The sequence below is a fragment of the Paenibacillus harenae DSM 16969 genome (assembly GCF_000422465.1).
GTDB lineage: Bacteria > Bacillota > Bacilli > Paenibacillales > Paenibacillaceae > Pristimantibacillus > Pristimantibacillus harenae.
In genome coordinates this window covers 1-22,325 of sequence record NZ_AULV01000021.1, presented here as the reverse complement: position 1 = coordinate 22,325, position 22,325 = coordinate 1, and the positions used below count along the sequence as shown (strand labels likewise).

Here is a 22,325-nt window from a genome sequence, read left to right as displayed (position 1 = left end):
TGCCTCCTGAAGAGTCGTTATAACCTTCAGTATGCCCGTAATATCGTAATCTAACAGATTAACGGTTGAACTTTGCCATCGTTTCTTCGAATGGAGCCTTCAACCTGAATTCAATCGCGTCGCAAGCATCCGCGATCATGGATGCTACTTGCTCCTGCTGGCTTTTCGGAAAAGCAGAGAGCACATAGTCGGCTATATTCATGCCCGGTTGCGGACGGGAAATCCCCATCCGGACGCGATCGAACGTCTGCGTTCCCAAATGCTGAATAAGCGATTTCATTCCGTTATGGCCGCCCGCGCTGCCTTGATAGCGAAGCCTCAGCTTGCCGATCTCCGTATCCAGATCATCATAAACGATGATGCCGTCCTCAATATCCGCTTTATAATAATCGAGGAATGAACGCACCGATTCACCCGACAAATTCATATATGTCATCGGCTTCAGGAGGAACACCTTCGTGCCTTGCACGTTGCCCTCTCCGATCAAAGCCTTGCACTTGCTTTGCGTTACGCCGATGCCCCACCGCCGCGCCAGCTCATCGATAACCATAAACCCGACATTATGCCGCGTTCCCTGATAAGCGGTTCCGGGGTTTCCTAATCCTGCAATCCACCTCATTGCTCGCTCCACTCCTTTACGGACAAATGTATCATAATCTCCCCTGGGCGTAAATGTCCGGCCTCACCGGCAGCAAAACAGCGCCGTCCCGATGAGGACGGCGCTGTTTCAGACTCTAACTGACGTTCGGAGCTGATCACGCGTTATAGGCTCTTCGTACCTTCAAGCTTCTCTTCCTCGGAACGGGACTCCGCTTCCTTAAGCTCTACCGCTTGATCCTCCGCTTCTTCCTCGCTTAACTCTTTCTGCGGCGACAGGATCGTGAATATAACCTGTTCCGGTTCGGAATGAATCACAACGCCTTGCGGCAGCTTCAAATCGCTGACAAGCAGGCTCTCACCGATTGCAAGCTGCGAGATGTCCGCTGTAATCGCGTCAGGAATATTACCCGGCAGGCATTCAACCTCAATGTCATGCAGGATCACCTGCAGAATGCCGCCTTCTTTTACGCCCTCCGAATCTCCTTCCGCCTGAATGCGTACGTTCGCCCGCACCTTCTCGTTCATGTTGATTTGGAGAAAGTCGACATGAAGGACATCACGGCTCATTGTATCGCGCTGTACCTCGGATATCATAACGGATTGCTTGCCGTGCGCCGGAATATTTATTTCAATGACCGCATTGGGATGAGAGCGCAGAAGCGCTTGCAATTCTTTACTATCCACCGCTACCATTGCCGGTTCACTAATTTGTTTACCGTAAATAATGCCCGGGATTTTACCCTGATTCCGCAATTGCCGCAGATCTGCTTTCGTCGAGCTCACTCTTTGGTCAGCTTGCATTGCTATCGCCATTAGTTGGAACCTCCTGAAAAGTTTACAAAGCAAAACTCAAGTTACTTTTTAACTTACCCATTCGGCCCGGTTCTTAAACTTTCTAATCTATATTCATCCTGTCTGCTTCAAGTCATTCTATCAAAACCAAAACCATTCCTTCCAAACCTGAGGTTTAGTCCTGAATCCCGGTGCATTTATAAGCTAAAAAGACGCTGCAACATACTCATCTACATGCTTGAGTCCGTTACAACGCCTTTTATCCTGCATGATTACATCTATCTTACTGCTTCTTTTCCTTCTTCGCCTTGGCGCGTCCGCGAATCTTCTCCGCATAACCAGACTTGTTGACTTGACGCTCACGCGCTATAGCCAAATCTCCTGCAGGCACATCGTGCGTAACCGTTGAGCCGGCGACAACATAAGCGCCTTCGCCGATCTTGACAGGAGCGATTAAGTTGACGTTGCTGCCGATAAAAGCATGGTCACCGATTTCCGTTACGAATTTGTTATACCCGTCATAGTTTACGGTGATGGCGCCGCAGCCGATATTCACGTCCTTGCCGACTTTGGCATCGCCAACATAGCTCAAATGCGACACTTTGCTTCCATCATCAAGCGAGGCGTTCTTCAGCTCTACGAAGTCGCCGATTTTGCAGCCGACTCCAAGCTTCGAGCCCGGGCGCAGGTTCGCGTAAGGACCGACCATACTCGTATCGCCGATAACCGATTCCGCAATCACCGAATATTTGACCGCTACGCCGCTGCCGATTGTGCTGTCCGTAATGTCCGCTTGCGGTCCAATGACGCAGTCCTCGCCAATAACGGTCGAACCGCGAAGGATCGTACCCGGATAAATAACCGTGTCGGAACCGATTCGTACTCCCGCTTCGATATAGGTTGACGCCGCATCGATCAGGGTGACGCCATTCAACAGATGGCTGCGGTTAATCCGCTCCCGCATGAGCCGTTCGGCTTCCGCCAGAGCCACACGGTCGTTCACGCCGATGGCTTCCGCCGGGTCTGACGTGCAGCGGCCTTGAACGGAGTGTCCGGCCTCGCGGAAGATCCCGATCACATCGGTCAAATAATACTCGCCCTGCGCATTATTACTCGTCACCTTAGCGAGCGCGGCGAACAGCTTCTTGTTATCAAAGCAGTACGTTCCCGTATTAATCTCCTTCACGGCCGCTTCGGCAGGAGTGCAATCCTTCTGCTCGACAATCCGCTGAACCGATCCGTCTTCGCCGCGAATGACACGGCCGTAGCCTGTCGGGTTATCGAACGAAGCCGTCATTACCGTTGCGGCTGCGCCGCTTGAAGCATGCAGCTCCAGCATGGATTGAATCGTGGACGCTTGCACCAGCGGGGTATCGCCGCAGATGACAATCGTTGTGCCTTCTTCTTCGCCGAGCAAAGCTTCCGCTTGCCTTACCGCATGACCCGTGCCGAGCTGCTGCTCCTGCAGCACATATTCCGCTCCATCGCCCAAATACGATTTGACCTTCTCGGCACCATGACCGACAATAACAACCGCGCGTTCGGCCGACACTTCTCTTACGACATCCAGCGCATGGCCCACCATCGGCTTTCCGCAGACCGGATGTAGTACTTTATATAATTTCGATTTCATACGTTTGCCTTGCCCTGCAGCAAGCACAATCGCCATAACCTTCAAATAAATAACCTCCTAGGCTTGCAATGATGCAAATGAATTATGATTTGAATATAGCTCAATATACAAAAAAAGAAAAGAGAGCCGCGGCTCTCTTCTCCAATCATTCCCTTAAAACATGAAATGCTCTGCTCTGGTTAAGCTCCTTCTTCAATCGCTACTTCTTCCGCTGCACGCTCGTACTCGGCGAGAACAGCTGCCTGGATTTTCTCCCGGGTGGTTGAAGAGATCGGATGAGCGATATCCCGAAATTCTCCATCCGGAGTACGTTTGCTAGGCATTGCAACGAACATACCATTGTTTCCGTCGATTACACGAATATCGTGAACAACGAATTCATTGTCAATAGTAATGGAAGCGATTGCCTTCATACGCCCTTCCGAATTTACACGGCGGAGTCTGACATCAGTAATTTGCACTTGTGTTCACCACCTTTGTCAATCAGAGACTTGGTGTATACTTCCACGTTTTAGGGCGAATTCCTTCTGCTTTTTTGGTAAAATCATGCACATTTTAAAATATTTTTTCGGGTTTAAATTTTTTTCGTTTTCATTCGACACCAGTCGATGCGATGACTTCAATTTCGACAAAAACATCCTTAGGCAGCCTAGCTACCTCAACGGTCGAACGCGCCGGTTTATGCTCTCCGAAGTAGGAAGAATAAATGTCGTTCACTACTCCAAACTGGTTCATGTCCTTCATAAATACGGTTGCCTTAACCACATCCGAGAAACTCGCGCCCGCTTCCGCCAGCACAGCCTCCAAATTACGAAATACTTGATGAGTTTGCTCCTCGATGCCGCCTGCCACAAGCTGCCCCGACGCATCAAGCGGAATTTGTCCCGAAGTAAATAACAAGCCCCCCAGCTTAATCGCCTGCGAATAAGGTCCAATCGCTGCAGGCGCTTTATCCGTTGCGATTACCTGCGGTTGCTGCTTCGTTGTCAATTTGATCACAACCCCTCTATCAAGATCAATATGAGTTCGTACGCGCGTTAGCCTTTAAAATAATTGCCTGGCACGACCGTCGTTTGCTTCGTCTTCATATCTACGGCCGTCAGCTTGGCGAGCGACACGTAGTCCTCCAGCAGCCGCTCCTCGAGCTCTACTTCGCCGGATTCCACGAATACCCCGACGCCGGCCACGGTGGCTTTAAATTCAAACAACAGATCCATCATCCCTTGAATCGTGCCGCCTGCTTTCATGAAGTCGTCGATAATGAGAACGCGGGACTGTTCCTTAAGCGCCCTGCGCGCGAGGGACATCGTCTGAATCCGTTTGGTTGATCCGGAGACGTAATTGATGCTGACCGCAGAGCCCTCCGTCACCTTATTGTCGCGCCGCACGATCACGACAGGGATGTTCAAGCAAGCGGCGGTTGCGTAAGCGAGCGGAATCCCTTTCGTCTCAACCGTCATGATCACGTCAATCTTCCTGTCCGCAAAAGCGGAGGCGAACATTCTTCCGACATCCGCCAGCAGTTCCGGCTGCCCCAGCATATCCGTTATATATAAATAACCGCCGGGAAGAACCCTGTCAGGCTGCTCCAGCTGCCGGCATATGCCCGTCATAATGGTAAGCGCTGAAGCCTCCTTCATTCTAGGCGTGTACTTCACGCCGCCTGCCGCTCCGGCAAGCGTATGAAGCTCGCCGATGCCCTCTTCCTCGAACACTTCTTTAATAATCGCCAAATCCTCGCTGATTGAAGATTTTGCGGATTGATATCGGTCGGCAAATGCTGTCAGTGAAATTAACGTGTGGGGTCGACTTAGCAGGTATTGCGTCATTTCTACTAACCGCGAGCTCCGTTTTAATTTTTTCATCCGCTTCTCTCCCCACTAAATCCGAATAATATAATGTCAATATAACATTTTTATACGGATTTAATCAAGAAGTACGTTAGCACTATGTTAGCATTCTTACCACATACACTTCTTTGCAGAAGCCGCGCAGTCCATTATAGATCCGGGGGAGCTTTGCTTCCTTCGATACGAGTCCGAAGACAGTCGGCCCGCTTCCGGACATCAGCACCCCGTCCGCGCCGAGTCGAATCATGCTTTCCTTCAGCTGCATGACCTCCGGATACAGGTCTAACGTCACCTTCTCCAAAACATTGCCAAGGCCGTCGCAAATATCGGCAAAAGAGCCCCGCTCGATTGCCTCTACCATATGGGAGAGCGAAGGATGCTCCTTCAGCTCGTTTGCGCGGAACCGGCCGTACACATCGGCCGTCGATACATTGATCGGCGGCTTCGCGAGCACAACCCAGCACTGCGGCGGATTGGCGATATGCTCGAGCTTCTCTCCGCGGCCCCTGGCGATGGCTGTTCCGCCTGTTACGCAGAAGGGCACATCCGAGCCCAGCTCCGCTCCAAGCTTGCACAGCTCTTCCTCCGGGATCTGCAGCTTCCACAACCTGTTAAGCCCGCGCAGGGCGGCGGCGGCGTCACTGCTTCCGCCGGCCAGTCCGGCAGCAACCGGGATTTTTTTGTCCAAATGTATGTATACGCCCTGCTTTACATCGTAGCGCTCTTTAATAAGCCTGGCCGCTTGAAAGGCCAAGTTCTTCTCGTCGAGCGGAATGTAGCCCACTTGGCTGGAAATAATGATCGTATCCCTTGGCAGCTCTTCCATCTCGAGCCGGTCCGCAAGGTCTACCATCGTCATGATCATTTCAACTTCGTGATAGCCGTCTTCACGCTTGCGGAGGACGTCGAGCAGCAAATTGATTTTAGCAGGAGCTTTTTCATAAATTTTCATCCGATAAGTTCACCCGTTCGTTCGTAAGCTTAAGCCTCATTATAACAAACGAAAGCAATAAAAGCTAAGCGCCGGCAATCGGCCGGGTTCCGGCTGCCAGCAGCTTAGCTTTTGAAAGTGAAAGCCTTTAAATGGGCATTAGGGCTGGTTTGATTTGGCGGCAGCTTGCTCGGCGAGCTGAATCGCCCTTTTGACCATATTTCCGGCATCCTTGGCGCGAATACCGCCCCAGCCCTCCTGCTGTACCGTATCATAAAATCCAAGATCCTTGGCGAGCTCATATTTCAACTGCTCCGACATCACGCTTCGTCTTCTGCGACTCATTGACATAACCTCCATATCCATTTGGATGCTCCTCTTGCACGGTTAGTATGCTTCATTACGGATGGGTCAATACGCGGAGGTCCGGCGGCCAGAATAAACAAAAAAAAAGCGCAGAACGTGTCTGCGCTAGCTTTTGCCTTATAGGGCGGTCAATCATCTATTGCTGCAAATGGGCGATACGGACTTGACCTTCATCATTGCATACGGTCACTTCCACCGATTCTGTCAGTATATCCGCATAACTGTAAGAAACCCGCTTAAATGCGTGCTGCTCCTCATCCAGTTTAACAATGAAAACAGAAGGGTAGATTTCTTCTAACGTACCGGTTCGTTCGATGGTCTTTCGTCGGCCACCATTAGCTCGAAGACGGATTTTGGAGCCAACGTGAGCTTCCAAACTGCGTTTTATATCCAATAGCGAATTTTTTGCCATTGTCCACTACCACCTCTTTCCTTGTCCATTATAACTAAAAATGAGGGGTTTGTCAAACAAAGCAAAATATTATATCAGCAGGTTTATTTACTTGTCAACGGTGATTTCACCCATTTTTTAAAAAACAACACATAGAAATTCAAAAAAAATACATATTAAGAAGTTGCTGTAGAGGTTGACGATAATGATGATGTAATTTTGGGCTTAGGCAGCCCTACTCGAAAGCGTCCCATCGTCTCGATTCCACCGACTCCGTCAATACCGCTTATCGTTCCATGTATGACATCGGATAAGTTAATCGTATCCTTTATCGATGTAAAGCTTGCTTTTATCGCAATATAAACAGGATCGAGCGCGTGAATTAATATTCGGCCCGGAGAACTGGCGAAATTAGACCCCGCCTGAAGCAGCGCTTCAAAATGGGATTGACATGCGCCTGCGATCACTATCAAGTTGTCTCGGTTTTTCTCATATTGGCGGGCGACGCGTACCGCATTAACAAAATGCTGCGAATTCTTGTAGCTGCTCAGGCTGTACAGATCCGTCGGGGTCCGGTTCTTCAGTACGCCGTCATGTCCGGTAATGACTACAATATCCGGTTTGATTTGCGGCAGCAATCGATACAGCATGTCGGCCATTTGCGATTCGTGCACATGAAGCCCATGGGAAGGAACTTGCATGGTATTGTACAGCTGTATGCTTTTCTTTAAATAGTTTCCATCGCCATCTAGATGAAGCACCTTTCCGGGCACTTCAAAGAATGGCTGGCTCTGCTGTGTCGCAAGCCGGATATGGTCTTCCGTTCCTACCGTTTGTCGTTCTCGCTCGCTATGCATACGTTTTAAGGAATTGTTCACTTTAATTCTCACTTGCTGTACCGCTCTCGTCGATTCTGGATCGCTTACGACCGACAGATCGGGAATTGGAGCATCCGCAAGTAATCGGTAGTCCGTGCCTTTAAGTAAGGCATACTGTGAGCGAACAGCTTCAACTCGGAACAGCACGTCACCGCCATATGAATTGCGGACAACCAGGTCCCCCTGCTTCATGGGTTAATCACCTCTTCATCTATCCTATGGGTGGAAAGGGCGAATGGTGAGTATTTTATACCCAATCGGCTTATGTGTCCCAGCCCGCTTCCAGCAGGCTCCGGCTAATTCGCGCAAACTCCTCAAGCGACAGCGTCTCGCCTCGTCTTACGGGATCAACCTCGCAGCGGTGCAGCAGCTCCGTTAACGCCTCTCGGCGCTCCTTGCCGACGAAGGCGGTCAAGTTATTCGCGAGCGTCTTGCGGCGTTGAGCGAAGCTGGCTTGGACAACGCGGAAATAATGGTCTTCGTCAGGCACATCTACCGCCGGTTTGTCTCTCAGGGATAGCTTGATGACGGCAGAATCCACGTTCGGCTGCGGAATAAATACGGTATGCGGCACCATACATACAAGCTGCGGCACGCAATAATATTGTACGGCTACGCTCAGGCTGCCATACTCCTTGCCGCCCGGCTTCGCAGCCATCCGTTCCGCTACTTCCTTCTGGATCATGACAACGATGTGCTCAAGAGGGAGCTTCTCCTCCAGCAGCTTCATCAAGATCGGGGTGGTCACGTAGTAAGGCAGATTCGCGACGACGCTCACGCCGGTTACGTCGGCAAACTGCTCCGCAAACAGCTGCTTCAGGTCCAACTTCAGTATATCTCCATGAATAACCGCTGCATGCTGCTCATCTTTAAGAATATCGCGCAGGATCGGAATAAGCCGGTTATCGATCTCGACGGCCGTTACTTTTCCCGCCTCTTCCGCAAGCCTCTGCGTCAATGCGCCGATGCCCGGTCCGATCTCGAGCGCTCCTTTTGTTTTATCCAGCCCGGCTGCATCAACGATCTTATTTAAAATATTTTGATCGATCAGAAAATTTTGGCCCAGACTTTTCTTGAATGAAAATCCGTATTTCGCAATAATCTCCTTGGTCCGTTTAGGCGTTCCAATCTCCATGCTTCTATGCCCCCAGTTCCTCTTCCATTTGACGGAGTGCCGCCGTAAATTCTTGTTTCGAAATCCGGAAGCTTGTACAGCGCTTATAGAACTGCTTCCCGTTCGCATAACCGATGCCAAGCAGCTTACCGATACAGAGGCGTCTGTTCGCCGCATCCGGATGGACGATCAGCCCCGCTTCCATCAGATCCTCCCAGCTGATTTCTCCTGACGCTTCATCCGCCGTTTCCGTACGCAGCTCGGAGAGCGCCTGACGGATCGCCTCGGGACTCGCGTTCTCAATCCCAATATCCCCTTTATACATCGCCTTCTCCTGCGGCAAAAAAGCATGCTTGCAGCCGGGGGCATGTCGCGCGACGATTTTGCGAATCCTCTCCCCCGCATGGTCGGGATCCGTAAATATAATAATGCCACGGCGTTCGTTCGCGAGAGCAATGCGCCGGAGCACCTCATCCCCGATGGCCGATCCGTTCGTTTCAATCGTATCCGCATCAACCGCTCTTTTTATCGCAACGGTATCATCCTTGCCTTCAACGACAATGATCTCCTTGATCACTAAGAACATTCCCTTCCTGATGCGCTATTCGTTCACAAACATGCAAAAAGAAGAGGCAGTGCCTCTCCTTATGATGGCATATTTAATTAAAATAAATGAATGATGCCCGCTCCGTCAGCTTGCGCTCGGCTTATTAGGACCTAACACATAAACGGTAATGCCTTTCTTCCGGCCGAACTTATCCGCATATTTAGCGCTATCGAAATACACGTCGATCTTATTGCCCTTAATCGCGCTGCCTTTATCTTCGGCACGGCGGAAACCGATCCCTTCAATATAGACCCACCAGCCGATTGGAATGACTTTAGGGTCAACCGCGATCGTGCGCCCCTCTTGCACGCGGGTTCCCGAAGCGGTGATGCCGTATTGCGGATGATCCTCATCCTTGCCCGTAGATTCCACGCCTGCCGTATAAGCGGTTAGAGTGACGTTCTTCAGTACTCGCTTCGCCTTAAACGTTACCCCGGCCTTCGTCAAGGTCGCGATGCTCGGACTGCTATTGGATAGCACCGTTACTTTAGGCTCTTTCTTCTTCGTGCCAATGGCGACGACCTGATCAACCGCGGCTGTCTCCACAACCTTGCTGACCATCTTCTTCGATATCAGGACGCCATCCTCGTACTGTTTCTCGATTTGTTCGACAATACGGCCTTCTTTGCCGGTCTGAACAAGCTTTTCTTTGCCCGCTTCCAGCGTCGGATCAACTTTCTTCACGATAGAGAACGGCATCTTGCGCTCCGTCTCCGACACTCTTGTGTCAACACGTACAACAGTTACGTTTAACTCCGCATTCACTTGCGTATGAAGCGGAGGTATTACTTTATCATGTTCACGAACCGGAATATTTAATTCCTCGATCGCCGCCTGCACTGTTTTTTCTGTCGTGTATACCGTTGATGTCTTGCCATCCGCTTTCACATTAACCGGTACCGCGTGAGTGACCTCAACCCGGTCCCCATCCTTAATCGCCGCATTCAGCGGGACTGATACTTTATCATGAGGTCCAATTGTGATAGCTTGTTCATCCAGTAGGCGTTGCAGGACCCATTGTTTTGTTTCAACAACGGTTTCTTGTCCATTCACCACTACGGAGACGCTTTTGACAGCCGTTCCGTACAACAACACCAAAAACATGAAAGTCATAGCGATTGAGATAGCAGCACTCAAAAGAATCAAACGCAAGTTTTCACGCTTCCATCGCAATGCGAAAGACATGCTGGATGATCGTTTCCCATGGGTGTCCTTAACCTGGAGTAGTCCCACTTCTTCGGTCCTCCTTCATAGCCCCGCCGCCAAGTGTTACGCATGATACAACTGACGCGACTATAGTATATTGGCGTGCAAGCACGCAATCCAGAAGCTTTATCCAGCCTCCCACCTCCATTTTTCCACCCTATGTCGGCCCAGTTCCGTTTATTCGAAAATAAAAAGAAGCCGCCGACAGAGGATCTGTTTCGTGGCTTCCCGGGTAGCAAAATGCTCAGGGATACAGAAATAATGGCTGCACGAGGTTGATCACTCTCTATAGACGCTTACGAGGTTAGCTGTCGGGTTCGGGAAAGAGAGTCTCCCTAATCGATGCGCAATGCTCATGGCAAAGGCTCCGAAATTCACCCCTGAAGAATTCAATATGCGGACCTGTTAGCCCCGCATTCGGTTCCCCCGCTCTCCAAAAGGAGATTAAGCGTTAACTGGAAATCCAATACAAAATGTTATGCTCTGAAATGAATCATAACCTCATCCGTGGTCAATTGTAAAGATACGATAAAAAGCGATTTTAGCGAAAAAGGTGGATAAACTCGGAAAAATTCGGTGATTGTCGCTATAAAAATTAGTTTTTACGCGAGAAAGGTCTCTCATTCTCATGATTTCACGTGATTTTATACAATACCGAAACATTTTTTACCGTTTTCGGTCGTAATTGCGCCGATTTCTTCGACCGATTTACCCAATAGCTCGGCCGCTGTCTCTGCTACTTTTACCACATAAGCGGACTCATTTCGCCTCCCTCGAAATGGATGCGGAGCAAGATATGGAGCATCGGTTTCGATCAAAATCCGGTCAAGCGGAACCTGCTTCAGCACCTCTTTGGGAACTTTTGCATTTTGGAACGTAACCGGTCCTCCGAACGAAATATAGAAGTTCATATCGAGACATTGCCTCGCCGTCTCCCAGCTTCCGGAGAAGCAGTGCATAACCCCTCCAACCTCGCTGGCGTTCTCTTCCCGCAATATGCGGATCACATCCTCATGCGCATCGCGGTTATGAATAACGATTGGTTTCTTAAGCCGGCGGGCAAGCCTAATTTGCTCACGGAAGACGCGCTGCTGAACATCCTTCGGGGAGGTGTCCCAATGGTAATCGAGTCCGATTTCACCTATGGCGACGACCTTCTTATGAGCGCAGAGCCGTTCGATCCATTCTAAATCCTCCGGAAGCATATCGATGCTGTCTACCGGATGCCAGCCGACTGCCGCGTATATAAAATCATATTGCTCTGCCAGCGCCATCGTTGACGGGATGGTCTCCCGATTAAAGCCGATATTGACAAGCATATGTACGCCGGCATCCCTTGCGCGTTTAATTACTTCTTCACGGTCCGCGTCATACTTATGAGAGTCCAGGTGGGAATGTGTGTCAAATAGTAATGTCATGTTAATGTCAAGCTCCTTTAATCTAAATTAAACAAACGCTTGATATGTGCCGGTAGCAAATCAGCCGAATCTTGAAGCGGCTCAGCCGGATAATACAGATGGTATCGTCCTTGATGCAAACCGGTAATCGAGCGGACAATGTCGGATTTCGCAGATATTTCACATATTTCATCGTCGCCGTGTAACAACAAAATCGGCGCTTTTTCTTGCTTTTCGCCTTCTTTTTTATCCAGGCGGTATACGTCGTATGGCAAATCGAACGGGAAATCAATTTCCATATGATAGTCGGGATTCAATCCGATCGAAGAGAATGAATCGCTTATTTCATTTAATAACGTTTCGTCCGGATTATCAATCGTTATGTACTTGTATAATCGCCGATTCATAAAGCGGTCGCATAAATCGTTTAACAACGGATCCCGTTCCTCAGCCCATTGCGTGAATACCGTCTGCACGAGCGCTTCATCCAATTTGAGGTAATCGTGCACATTCATCCTATCGCCAAGCAGGCCTCTGAGAGAATCAGGTATCCACCTAAATGCGTAGCCACCCACATAAAGCTGATGCGCTCTACGAAATATTTGCCTTAAGATGATTTCAGAACTTCTCGTTACCGGGTGGAAGTAAATCTGCCAATACATTTGATATCGCGACATTAAATAATGTTCGACTGCGTGCATGCCGCTTTCTTTAACAACAATTTTCCCCTTATACGGCCGAAGTACACGTAAAATTCGCTCTAAATCAAAGGTGCCGTAATTAACGCCTGTAAAATAAGCATCGCGCAGCAAATAATCCATACGATCGGCATCCATTTGGCTGGAAATGAGGCTGACGACAATCGGCTTCGGATAGGTCTTACGAATGACCGCTGCGACCTTATCAGGAAAATCGTCCGATACCTCGCGCAGAACGCGGTTAATTTCCGTATTTTCAAGCAATATTTTGCACGTCCACTCCTCATGATTCGTGGCGAATACTTCCTCCAGGGAGTGCGAGAACGGCCCATGGCCGACATCGTGCAGGAGCGCGGCGCACAGCGATACCAATCGTTCATCCTTTGGCCAATCCGGGTAGCCGTTACGTTCGAATTGTGAAATGATTTTACGCGTTATTTCATACACGCCGAGTGAATGCGAGAACCGGCTGTGCTCCGCTCCGTGAAAAGTTAAATAGGAGGTGCCGAGCTGTCTGATTCTTCTTAACCGCTGAAACTCTTTCGTATTAATTAAGTCCCATATCGTCTGATCCTGCACGTAAATATAATGATGTACAGGGTCTTTAAATACTTTTTCTTCGGTTAGCTTTTCCTTCATGATCATCAACTCCTTTTGTTCAAGTATTCGACACAAACTTCGTTTATTATGTCGAATAATGTCGTATAATGGTTTCCAAATTGTCGAAGCTGCTGTATTCTATTACAAAGTAGTAGGACCCATACAGCCAGTCAAATTGCCTGTACCAATGGCTTTCGCGAACAATATTACCAGTTGACTATTATGGTAATGGTTGGTATTATAGTAATCAGTAAAGTAAAAACTATGTCGAACGATGACGAACAACATTTTGAGAGGGGCAATGATAGATTATGATGAAATCCACTGGTATTGTTCGTAAGGTTGATGAACTGGGACGCGTTGTTATTCCGATTGAATTACGACGCACACTCGGTATTGGCGAGAAAGACGCGCTTGAGATTTATGTAGACGGCGAGCGCATCATGCTTAAGAAATATGAGCCTGCTTGTATCTTCTGCGGCAATGCCGAGAATGTGTCCTACTTCAAAGGAAAAATAGTTTGCCATATTTGTTTATCGGAAATGCCAACACCTGTGACAAAATAAGAAAAATAGGTTATACTGTACTTATCAACTTGTTAATTCTAACCTTTTTTATACTCCTTGATACCTTCCTGCGCTAGAACCCGGCCAGGAAGGTCTTTTTTTCCTAAACTTATAAATATTCGCTCTCTATCGGTTTACTTCATTATATACATCCCGCTTCGGCAGTCCGCGGTCTAATGCCGTTTTCTTGATGGCCTCCTTGCGGTCAAACTGCTGCTTCTCGTAATGCGCCACATGAGCGGCAAGATCGAGCTCCGTCCACCACGCTTCGTCTGAAGCTTGTCCCTCAGCGGCTTCTTCGCTGATTCCTTCCACAACGATGCAAAATTCGCCCAGTGGCGGATGCTCGTTAAACCAAGCTATGCATTCCGATACATGTCCGCGAACAGCTTCTTCATGACGCTTGGTCAGCTCTCTCACGCATGCAATCGACCGGTCACCTAAGCATTCCATTAGGGCACTTAACGTTTTTTCAACTCGATGCGGAGATTCATAGAAGATCAGCGTCTCTTGCCTGCCTTTCAAATCACCCAGCCACTTTGTAATCGACTTCCGTTCACGCGGCGGGAAGCCGGCGAACAGAAAATGGTCCGTCGGCAGGCCGGACATAATAAGGGCGGATAATGCCGCATTGGCGCCAGGAACCGGAATGACCGGAATATGATTTTCTACTGCTTCCTTCACCAGGTCAGCTCCGGGGTCCGAGATGGCAGGCAATCCGGCATCGCTGACAAGCGCAATCGATTGCCCCTCCAGCAGCAGACGGATAAGCTCAGGTCCGCTCGCCCGTTTATTATGTTCGTGATAGCTAACCATACGGGTACTAATCTCAAAGTGGGAAAGAAGCTTGCGCGTCTGCCTTGTGTCCTCTGCGGCAATAAGCTGTACCTCCCTTAACATTCGGATAGCACGGTATGTCATATCCTCCAGATTGCCGATCGGCGTTGCCACTAAATATAAACGGCCTGTGCTCTGCTCCGCGGAGTCCGAGAAGCTTTTTTGTATATTCAAACGATCTGCACCCCATTCTCATACACCATGATCGGCGGAAGAAGCTTAATATCAGGTTTTCCATCCCGCATGGCTTCTATTAATATCATATTCGCTTCCGCATTAGCATGCGGATGAACAAATTGCATGCGTTTGGGCTCGAGACGCCATTTGCGCATCGTTTCTACGATATCCAGCAGGCGCGACGGACGGTGCACCATCGCTACTTTTCCGCCCGGACGGACGAGTCTGGCGCATGCCTCCGCCACGTCCTCCAGCGTACAATGAATTTCGTGCCGCGCAATCGCATAATGCTCATTCTCATTCTGATCCCCTGCAGTAACCGGCATATACGGAGGATTCACCGTAACGGCGTCGTACACGCCATTGCCGGCAAGCTTTGGATATATTCGCAAATCCTGCTCAATGATCGTTATTTGCCCGGATAAGCCATTTAGCGTTACGCTTCTTCGCGCCATATCCGCGAGTCGCGGCTGAATTTCGACAGCATCGATTCGTGCTTGCGTTTTATCGGAGAGCAGAAGAGGAATTACGCCGTTCCCCGCACACAAGTCGGCGATCCTTCCATACTTTGGTATACTTGCGAACCGGGAAAGCAGCACCGCATCAAGCGAGAAGCTGAACACTTCCCGGCTTTGTATAATTTTCAAGCCTGATTCCGTCATTAAATCGTCAAGCCGCTCATTCTCGGCTAATTGTATCGTTTCCGACAAGATCTGCGCCTCTCCTTTGCTCTATTCTTTAAAAAAAATACCGTCCTATAAAGCAAGGACGGCTTGTCGTTACGGATTCCATTATTTATTTAGAAAGGATAAACAGAATAAGCAGTCACCTTCCGTCCGCAAATGCCCGTAATACACGTTGCATATGTGGAATCCTTCATGATACAAGCGGGTTAAATTATCATGGCCTTCCCCAATCGCGACACCCGATTCAGTCAAAGCGTCGGTGGAGACGGCCGGCGACTCATGACCCGCTTCGGCTATCTTTCTCTTCGCCGGAGCGCTTGCGCTTACGACCTTACGATCAAGCTCGGCTTCTCTCTTAAACAGCTGACGCAGCTGATCGTTTTCCTCGCTTAGACGCTTATTGTCTTCAAGCAGCTCTTTCACCTTCTGCTTCAAAGCGCCTAATTCGGTATGAATGGCACCTACGCGAATATCCAACTCGTCCATTTGTACGAAAATATCTTTCTTCTCCAAGTTCCCACCCCAGAGCTTCAAGCGTGAGTGTGTTACCTCACCCGTGAGAATCGCACTCTGCCTTACTTGATGACCACGTCATCCATCGGCAGTTCTTTCGGTTTACCTGGTATATCAAATAATTGCACATACACGCTCTTGGTGGATGTGTTAATGCCTGTCACTTTGCCTTCACCGTAAGAGGTGATAACGATCTTGCCGATAGCCGGCAGCTCTTCTCGAACGCTCTCGTAATTGTCATGCTCAAACTTCAAGCAGCACATAAGACGTCCGCATAACCCGGATATCTTCGTCGGATTAAGCGATAGATTCTGATCCTTTGCCATCTTGATTGAGACAGGTTCAAAATCACCAAGCCACGAAGAGCAGCAAAGCACTCGTCCGCAAGGGCCAATTCCGCCAAGCATCTTCGCCTCATCCCGAACACCGATCTGACGAAGCTCAATTCGGGTACGGAACACGCTGGCTAAATCCTTCACCAGCTCGCGGAAATCGACTCTGCCTTCGGCCGTAAAGTAAAAAATAATTTTGTTGCGGTCAAACGTAAACTCGACGTCTACCAGCTTCATGCGGAGCTGATGACTTTTAATCTTTTCAAGACAAGTTCCAAATGCATTCTTCGCTGCCGAACGATTTTCTTCGACGATCTTCGCATCGGCATTGCTTGCAATTCGAATTACTTTCTTGAGAGGAAGGACGACATCCGATTCACCGACTTGCTTCTGTCCCACCACCACTTTACCGTATTCGATACCGCGCGCGGTTTCAACAATAACATGTTGCTCCTTGTCCACGGGATGCTCGACCGGATCAAAGTAATAGATCTTGCCCGCTTTCTTGAAGCGGACACCGATGACATTATACAAGGATTAGCCCTCCTGTAGGTTTACCAATAGTTGCTCAAAAGCAAGCTGAGGCGTCACATTCGCACGCATACGCTTACCCGCTTCGAGCGTATGCTCCATGCAGCACACCCACTGCGGAATCGATCGATTAAAGGCGTGCTTGCTTATCCATTCCAACTGATCTATAAAAACGATGTTGTCCTGCCTGCCGGCTTGGAACTGTATCAAATCTTTAAACCAAATAACTAACAACGACAACAGCAATTGAATATGTTCGACTAAGTCTGTCTTAAACAGCTGTTGCTGGGCAGTGATCATCGCCGCGGTGAATCGGGTCAAACTCTCCTTGCCTAATTGTATCACTAGGTTTCTGATTTCTGCAAACTGATTCTGCTGGAGAAATTCTCTAGCACCGGTAAGTCCCGACGTTAATTGAACAACCGTTCGAGCCAATGTGGGAGGCGCTCCCTCTGCTACAAGCTTTTGGAGCATGTTTTCCGGCGGCATTGGCAGAAAAGGGACCCACTGCGTACGGGATCGTATCGTTGGCAGAACTGCTTGTCCATTATCGGTTAACAGAATGGCAACGACCGGCGATACCGGCTCCTCCAAAAATTTAAGCAAGCTGTTCGCAGCTTGAAGCGTCATCTTATCTGCCTGCTCGATCATATAGATTTTACGCTTCGTACCGCTGTTGCGATAAGAGAAATCACGCTGCAGTTCGCGGATTTGATCTATTTTGATGGATTGTCCTTCCGGCGCAATCGTCGTTAAATCGGTCTGGTTGCCATGCTCGAACTTCCGGCACTCCAGGCATACCCCGCAAGCATCATCACCGTTTGCCGTACAGAACAGCGCTTTGGCAAACGCCCGAGCCATCGCCATTCTGCCAGTGCCCGATGGCCCGTTAAATAAATAAGCATGAGAGATTTTGCCGCTTTGCAGGGCATGCTTTAATATACGCTGCGCCTTCCATTGCCCGGCAATTTGTTCAAGGCTCATAACGACTCCTAACCTTTCCCTGCTCTCCCTTTATTTAGAACAATAAATTGATAAGCAGTCCTCGTATTTCGCCAATTTTGTTCAGCAGTTCTATTCTTCCCTGCTCACTGTCGAGCAGATCATCGGCCATCGATACGAGCGTCTCGTCAATTTCGTCAAGCAGCTTATAACGTTTCATCCGTCCTCTGCGATCGAAGCCTTTCACTTCCTTCAGAACGACGCCTCGTCTAATCGTTTCCTCCAAGAAATGTTTGATCATCTGGCGGTACAGCTTCAGCTCGCGAACCGTCATCGTTCTCGCCAGCCGGTCGCCTTGTCTATGAATGTCCTGCAGCTTCTGCTGAAGCTGCTCCTGCGTCCGGTTTGCGTCCTGCTGTACCATGACCTCGGCGAAGCTTCTATGCTGTACCTGCTTCGACCCCGCGTCATTGCCTGAGCGACTTTGCCCCAGCGGTCGGAAGCCCTGATCAATCTTCATCTTTAGTCACGCCCAATCAGAAATGTTCAAAGCGCTCGACTGGAACGACGAATACGGCTGCGCCCCCAACCTGCACCTCGACAGGGAATGGGATGTAAGAATCCGTCGAACCGCCCATTGGCGACACCGGAGTTACCAGTTGATCGCGTACTTTACAATTTGAATTTATAACTTGGAGCACCTCGTGCACTCTCTCGTCCTCGATTCCAATCATAAACGTGGTGTTGCCCGCGCGTAGAAACCCGCCCGTACTAGCCAGCTTAGTCGCCCTAAAGCCTTCACGCACCAATGCGTTCGACAGACGGTTGCTGTCCTTATCTTGAATAACCGCGATTACTAATTTCATCCTCGTTCCTCCTTGACTACTATTAGAATTGGTTATTGAATGCTTTCATATTACTTTAGTGATGGGTCCATCTATTAAGATTTGACATCGGTTGCAAAAAATCCTGCAAAACGTTGTTCAATCACCGTTAAAACATCACAAAAAACCTTTTCAGGACTTTGTTCGGCATTAATCAGCACGATTCGATCCGGATGCTTTTTTAATAGCTGCATATAGCCTTCACGCACTCGCTCATGGAAGGAGCGCTTCTCCAGGTCCAGCCGGTTAACTTCCCTCTCTGCCGATTGTTTGATACGCGAAAGACCGATTTCCGGACTTGCGTCCATATAAATCGTCAGATCGGGCATCAGGTTCTGAATCGCGAAGCTGTTAATGGCCCATACCTCATCCATGCCAAGCCCCCGGGCATACCCTTGATATGCCAGGCTGCTGTCGACGAAGCGGTCGCATATGACATGCGTGCCTTTCTCCAGTGCAGGAACGACCTTCTCGACCAAATGCTGTCTTCGGGCAGCCGCATATAACAGCGCTTCCGTGCGGGCATCCATCGTTATATTGCCGCGATCTAAAATAACGGAGCGAATTTGTTCAGCGATCGGTATTCCCCCGGGCTCTCTAGTCGTCATAACCAATCTGCCCTTTTGAATCATTGTATTCGAAAGCTGTTCAATCAGTGTCGATTTGCCGGCTCCCTCGCCGCCTTCTATGGTAATGAAAACACCTTTTTTCAATCTTGTACTTCCCCTAACGTATAAGTTAATCAAATCTTTTCTCTATCTTAACAAAGCGGCTTATCTTGTACAATCAACAATTGTCGCATGATCGGCGATCAATTGGTTTCATAAACCTCGATCTTAGCCATTGAAGGATCAGCTGCTCCTTGAAATTTTGCGCCTAGTGTCGACAGCTCTTTTATTTGCTCAATGACGCTTGACGTGATAACCTCTCCCGGATACAAAATCGCAATGCCCGGCGGATAAGGTACCACCATCTCGGCAGCTATTCTTTGTTCGGCTTGATCGAGCTCTATGCGAATACGGGTATGCGTAAACCGTTCCCTTGCGAACGAAACGGGTTCGGAGATCCTTTGCTTTGTATAACTATCTGAGAATGTTCTTGCTTTAGCCGATGAAGACGCGCAGGCTTCCGCTTTTTTCTCTATTAAACAAGTTATCTTTATTATTGCTTGCTGAAGCTTGAGAATGTCCTTTTGTGAGATATTAATACCAAATATGAGCACCGTATAGCGAGGATCAGCCATTTCCGCAAAACAACCATACTTCTCGAGCCAACGCTGCAGTTCAAAGCCGGAGAGCCGGTCACTGCTATCGTAAAGCACAATCCGAAGAGGATCGGCAAATGGAGTTGTATCCTGGTTTTCCTTATTAGCCATCTCTTTAATAACGGATGAATGCCGATCTAACCATTTACGAAAGGATGCTGCAGCGGTCAAGCTTTGTTCAAATAATTGGCTTCCAAGCGCATCAATCATTGCTCGGGAAATATCCAGGGACGCCAGAATCGGAAAGGAAGGGCTTGAGCTCTGGAGTATGGCCAGGGCCTGGCGAAGCCGGTCTCGTTGTACTCTATCCCCCTGAACGTGAAGCATCGCCCCCATCGTTAATGCGGGCAAGGTTTTGTGTGCGGATTGCACAACCGCATCTGCGCCTGCCGCAAGCGCGGATTGGGGCAGATGCGGGTGGAAGCCGTAGTGAGCGCCATGCGCCTCATCTACAATGAGAGGTTTATAATACCGATGAACGAGCTCTGCGTAGGGCCTTATACTCATACCCATTCCGTAATAATTCGGGTTCGATAGGAAAACCGCCTTGGCTTCCGGGTATCGTATTAGCGCCTCTTCTATCTGTCCTTCCGTCGGAATCAAGGCCAGGCCGGTATGCAGATCAATCTGCGGACTTAAGAAGACAGCGGATGCCCCTGCAAGCTTTAACCCGTTTATAACCGACTTATGGACGTTACGCTGCACGATGACGATGTCTCCAGGGTTACAAATAGCCAGGAATAATGAAAGATTGCCTGAAGTGCTGCCTCCAACCAGAAAAAAAGTCTCTTCCGCGCCAAACGTTCGTGCGGCTAGCTGCTGCGCTTCCATGATGGAGGCTTCCGGATGATGCAGATCATCAGTCGTGGACAGCTCGGTCACATCCAACCGCATAATCGACGAAAACCATTCAGCCGGATGGTTAGTCGGATCGTCCAGCAGCAGTTCTTGCTGCAATGCCTGTCCATAATGATGTCCGGGAACATGAAAGCTGACCGGATCGTTTTTGGCATGTGCGGTTAGTGCACGTAGAAGAGGAGAGAAAAATGGCTTCATGAATAAGACATTCCTTTCGATGTTATCGCCCGCTTGAGAATTATATTCTTTATTGTAACCTATATGAAGGTCAAAAAAAGAGCAGCTTCTGTCGCCAGAAACCGCTCATGCATTTTTTTCTAAAAATATTTGCTTCATTTGGTGGATGAAAAAAGGATATTTGTCATCCCTCACATCGGTCCGAACCATTTCTTCCTCACACGTCTCGCATATAAATCCGGAAACAATTCGAATTCCTTGCCCTTCCGCCTTAAGCTGATCGCAAATGATACAATGATTATAATGTTCATGATTTTGGAGCTCATGATTCTCTTCCATAGCAATCCCCGCTTTCTTACGCTTTCCTATATTGCTACTATTATGGCACATAATCTATCGTTTTATACTTGTTTCATAGCCCATTTCAAATATTTATATATCGTATGCAGCATGCGGGCTAATGGTTACTGAATGCTGCAACAAATTGTTTCAAGGCCTCTATGGAGAGATGCCGAGCAAATACCGATATAATGGTATAGAGTTCCATCATTACCGTCAGGAAGGACGTACACGGATGCGCCAGCCTTTATCCGATCAAAAAAATGCAACTGTTTATCAATATCAGCTTGTAAAACGGAAAGTGATTCGCACAGAGCTTATTCATAGTCACTTACTAATCGCAGCTATATTGCTTGCCTTTCAAATGCTTATGTACGAGATGGACGGGTTGTTTTCCTGGTTATTTGGCTTCGCAGTCGTTCAAGTCATTCATCTTGTAATCTTATTGCTTACATTCATTCGCGTTGATGAAGCTGCCGATCGAAAATGGGTATGGCGAATTATTCCCCCCTGGATTGGCTTCAAGCCAGCCAACGATATCAAACTTCTGCTGTTTCGCAGGGTTCACCGCCATTTATTCTGGATCGGCCTTTGTGCGATTGCCCTGCTTTATCCATGGATCCAGGAATCGTTGATGATCAGTATCGCGGGCTGGCATTTATGGCTCCTGATCCCAAGGCTTCTTTTATCATTCGCGTTCCGTAAAGAGCGGAATGACGGCGTGCTGCGACTGCAAGCCAGGGAAGCGTCCTATTACAGAAGATAATCAGAAGCTCTTAGATCGCTCTTAAGGAGCGTCTAAGAGCTTAATCCTCTAACCCTTGAGGTATGGGACCTTGCGGCTTAGCTTATCCCTAAACACAACAAAAAACCTACCGCAATTATGCGATAGGTTATTCGTGCTTGGCGACGTCCTACTCTCCCAAGACCCTGCGGTCTAAGTACCATTGGCGCTGGAGGGCTTAACGGTCGTGTTCGGTATGGGAACGCGTGGTTCCCCTCCGCCATCGCCACCAAACGGGGATATTCGCTGAATCGCTTTCTGAATAACTTCAGAAAAGATTCAAGCCTTTATCCTTCAAGGCGCTTGCGCCCTGAAAACCGGATACGAAAGAAATTGCTGCTGAACTTTAGCTGTTTGTCTGCCGGATGTATG

Annotated in this window: 27 protein-coding genes, 1 rRNA gene and 1 riboswitch; of the genes, 2 read left to right on the top strand and 26 right to left on the bottom strand. The window is 48.9% G+C overall.

Annotated features, from left to right (window positions below):
• Positions 1–58: 58 nt before the first annotated feature.
• The 15 genes from pth to H581_RS0107970 all read right to left on the bottom strand — a co-directional run bounded on the left by pth (position 59) and on the right by H581_RS0107970 (position 13,102).
• On the bottom strand, positions 59–619 hold the full coding sequence (pth, locus tag H581_RS0108040) for an aminoacyl-tRNA hydrolase (RefSeq protein WP_028609569.1): 561 nt from the start codon (positions 617–619) through the stop codon (positions 59–61).
• Positions 620–762: 143 nt separating this feature from the next.
• Positions 763–1,413, bottom strand: a complete 651-nt coding sequence (locus H581_RS0108035) for a 50S ribosomal protein L25/general stress protein Ctc (protein ID WP_028609568.1) — start codon at positions 1,411–1,413, stop codon at positions 763–765.
• A gap of 262 nt (positions 1,414–1,675) precedes the next feature.
• Complete coding sequence (gene glmU, locus H581_RS0108030) at positions 1,676–3,070, bottom strand: bifunctional UDP-N-acetylglucosamine diphosphorylase/glucosamine-1-phosphate N-acetyltransferase GlmU (RefSeq protein ID WP_028609567.1); 1,395 nt, start codon at positions 3,068–3,070, stop codon at positions 1,676–1,678.
• Positions 3,071–3,204: 134 nt separating this feature from the next.
• Positions 3,205–3,486, bottom strand: coding sequence for a septation regulator SpoVG (gene spoVG, locus H581_RS0108025; RefSeq protein WP_028609566.1), 282 nt, complete (start codon positions 3,484–3,486; stop codon positions 3,205–3,207).
• Between the two features lie 130 nt (positions 3,487–3,616).
• A complete protein-coding gene (locus tag H581_RS0108020) occupies positions 3,617–4,015 on the bottom strand; it encodes a RidA family protein (RefSeq protein WP_028609565.1) in 399 nt (132 codons plus the stop codon).
• Positions 4,016–4,062: 47 nt separating this feature from the next.
• Complete coding sequence (purR, locus tag H581_RS0108015; RefSeq protein ID WP_028609564.1) at positions 4,063–4,890, bottom strand: pur operon repressor; 828 nt, start codon at positions 4,888–4,890, stop codon at positions 4,063–4,065.
• A gap of 82 nt (positions 4,891–4,972) precedes the next feature.
• Positions 4,973–5,827, bottom strand: coding sequence for a 4-(cytidine 5'-diphospho)-2-C-methyl-D-erythritol kinase (gene ispE / locus H581_RS0108010; protein ID WP_028609563.1), 855 nt, complete (start codon positions 5,825–5,827; stop codon positions 4,973–4,975).
• Positions 5,828–5,965: 138 nt separating this feature from the next.
• A complete protein-coding gene (locus tag H581_RS0108005) occupies positions 5,966–6,151 on the bottom strand; it encodes a small, acid-soluble spore protein, alpha/beta type (RefSeq protein ID WP_028609562.1) in 186 nt (61 codons plus the stop codon).
• 157 nt (positions 6,152–6,308) lie between these two features.
• Positions 6,309–6,584, bottom strand: a complete 276-nt coding sequence (veg, locus tag H581_RS0108000) for a biofilm formation stimulator Veg (RefSeq protein WP_028609561.1) — start codon at positions 6,582–6,584, stop codon at positions 6,309–6,311.
• Between the two features lie 155 nt (positions 6,585–6,739).
• Positions 6,740–7,633 (bottom strand): sporulation peptidase YabG, encoded by an 894-nt coding sequence (yabG, locus tag H581_RS0107995; protein ID WP_028609560.1) that lies wholly within the window; start codon positions 7,631–7,633, stop codon positions 6,740–6,742.
• Positions 7,634–7,703: 70 nt separating this feature from the next.
• On the bottom strand, positions 7,704–8,576 hold the full coding sequence (gene rsmA, locus H581_RS0107990) for a 16S rRNA (adenine(1518)-N(6)/adenine(1519)-N(6))-dimethyltransferase RsmA (RefSeq protein WP_028609559.1): 873 nt from the start codon (positions 8,574–8,576) through the stop codon (positions 7,704–7,706).
• A 4-nt stretch (positions 8,577–8,580) separates the two neighbouring features.
• Positions 8,581–9,132 (bottom strand): ribonuclease M5, encoded by a 552-nt coding sequence (gene rnmV, locus H581_RS0107985; protein WP_028609558.1) that lies wholly within the window; start codon positions 9,130–9,132, stop codon positions 8,581–8,583.
• A gap of 114 nt (positions 9,133–9,246) precedes the next feature.
• Complete coding sequence (locus H581_RS0107980; protein WP_028609557.1) at positions 9,247–10,395, bottom strand: resuscitation-promoting factor; 1,149 nt, start codon at positions 10,393–10,395, stop codon at positions 9,247–9,249.
• A 250-nt stretch (positions 10,396–10,645) separates the two neighbouring features.
• Positions 10,646–10,829: riboswitch (cyclic di-AMP (ydaO/yuaA leader) on the bottom strand.
• A 183-nt stretch (positions 10,830–11,012) separates the two neighbouring features.
• Positions 11,013–11,786, bottom strand: a complete 774-nt coding sequence (locus H581_RS0107975; protein WP_028609556.1) for a TatD family hydrolase — start codon at positions 11,784–11,786, stop codon at positions 11,013–11,015.
• 17 nt (positions 11,787–11,803) lie between these two features.
• On the bottom strand, positions 11,804–13,102 hold the full coding sequence (locus H581_RS0107970) for an HD domain-containing protein (protein WP_028609555.1): 1,299 nt from the start codon (positions 13,100–13,102) through the stop codon (positions 11,804–11,806).
• Between the two features lie 272 nt (positions 13,103–13,374).
• On the opposite strand from H581_RS0107970, the gene H581_RS0107965 reads away from it, so the two are divergent.
• Positions 13,375–13,629 (top strand): AbrB/MazE/SpoVT family DNA-binding domain-containing protein, encoded by a 255-nt coding sequence (locus H581_RS0107965; protein ID WP_028609554.1) that lies wholly within the window; start codon positions 13,375–13,377, stop codon positions 13,627–13,629.
• A 126-nt stretch (positions 13,630–13,755) separates the two neighbouring features.
• Here the strand turns inward: H581_RS0107965 and rsmI are convergent, their stop codons facing one another.
• From rsmI to H581_RS36980, 10 genes are all read right to left on the bottom strand, one after another.
• Positions 13,756–14,640: a 16S rRNA (cytidine(1402)-2'-O)-methyltransferase gene (rsmI, locus tag H581_RS0107960; RefSeq protein ID WP_028609553.1), complete on the bottom strand. Its 885-nt coding sequence runs from the start codon at positions 14,638–14,640 to the stop codon at positions 13,756–13,758.
• Positions 14,637–15,305 (bottom strand): tRNA1(Val) (adenine(37)-N6)-methyltransferase, encoded by a 669-nt coding sequence (locus H581_RS0107955; protein ID WP_084134505.1) that lies wholly within the window; start codon positions 15,303–15,305, stop codon positions 14,637–14,639. Before H581_RS0107955 ends, rsmI begins: the two co-directional genes overlap by 4 nt.
• Positions 15,306–15,434: 129 nt before the next feature.
• Complete coding sequence (locus H581_RS0107950) at positions 15,435–15,842, bottom strand: initiation-control protein YabA (protein WP_028609551.1); 408 nt, start codon at positions 15,840–15,842, stop codon at positions 15,435–15,437.
• A 62-nt stretch (positions 15,843–15,904) separates the two neighbouring features.
• On the bottom strand, positions 15,905–16,708 hold the full coding sequence (locus H581_RS0107945) for a PSP1 domain-containing protein (RefSeq protein WP_028609550.1): 804 nt from the start codon (positions 16,706–16,708) through the stop codon (positions 15,905–15,907).
• Positions 16,709–16,711: 3 nt separating this feature from the next.
• Complete coding sequence (gene holB / locus H581_RS0107940; RefSeq protein WP_028609549.1) at positions 16,712–17,689, bottom strand: DNA polymerase III subunit delta'; 978 nt, start codon at positions 17,687–17,689, stop codon at positions 16,712–16,714.
• Between the two features lie 34 nt (positions 17,690–17,723).
• On the bottom strand, positions 17,724–18,167 hold the full coding sequence (locus H581_RS0107935; protein WP_028609548.1) for a YaaR family protein: 444 nt from the start codon (positions 18,165–18,167) through the stop codon (positions 17,724–17,726).
• 16 nt (positions 18,168–18,183) lie between these two features.
• The gene (locus tag H581_RS0107930) at positions 18,184–18,513 is read right to left on the bottom strand and encodes a cyclic-di-AMP receptor (RefSeq protein ID WP_028609547.1); all 330 of its coding nucleotides are present in this window, start codon (positions 18,511–18,513) and stop codon (positions 18,184–18,186) included.
• Between the two features lie 74 nt (positions 18,514–18,587).
• Positions 18,588–19,244 (bottom strand): dTMP kinase, encoded by a 657-nt coding sequence (tmk, locus tag H581_RS0107925; RefSeq protein WP_028609546.1) that lies wholly within the window; start codon positions 19,242–19,244, stop codon positions 18,588–18,590.
• Between the two features lie 98 nt (positions 19,245–19,342).
• On the bottom strand, positions 19,343–20,851 hold the full coding sequence (locus H581_RS0107920) for an aminotransferase class I/II-fold pyridoxal phosphate-dependent enzyme (protein WP_028609545.1): 1,509 nt from the start codon (positions 20,849–20,851) through the stop codon (positions 19,343–19,345).
• Between the two features lie 105 nt (positions 20,852–20,956).
• Positions 20,957–21,169, bottom strand: coding sequence for a sigma factor G inhibitor Gin (locus H581_RS36980; protein WP_084134501.1), 213 nt, complete (start codon positions 21,167–21,169; stop codon positions 20,957–20,959).
• A 235-nt stretch (positions 21,170–21,404) separates the two neighbouring features.
• On the opposite strand from H581_RS36980, the gene H581_RS0107910 reads away from it, so the two are divergent.
• On the top strand, positions 21,405–21,935 hold the full coding sequence (locus tag H581_RS0107910; RefSeq protein ID WP_028609544.1) for a hypothetical protein: 531 nt from the start codon (positions 21,405–21,407) through the stop codon (positions 21,933–21,935).
• 135 nt (positions 21,936–22,070) lie between these two features.
• On the opposite strand, the gene rrf is transcribed toward H581_RS0107910, so the two are convergent.
• A 5S ribosomal RNA gene (gene rrf, locus H581_RS0107905) occupies positions 22,071–22,187 on the bottom strand.
• Between the last annotated feature and the right edge of the window lie 138 nt (positions 22,188–22,325).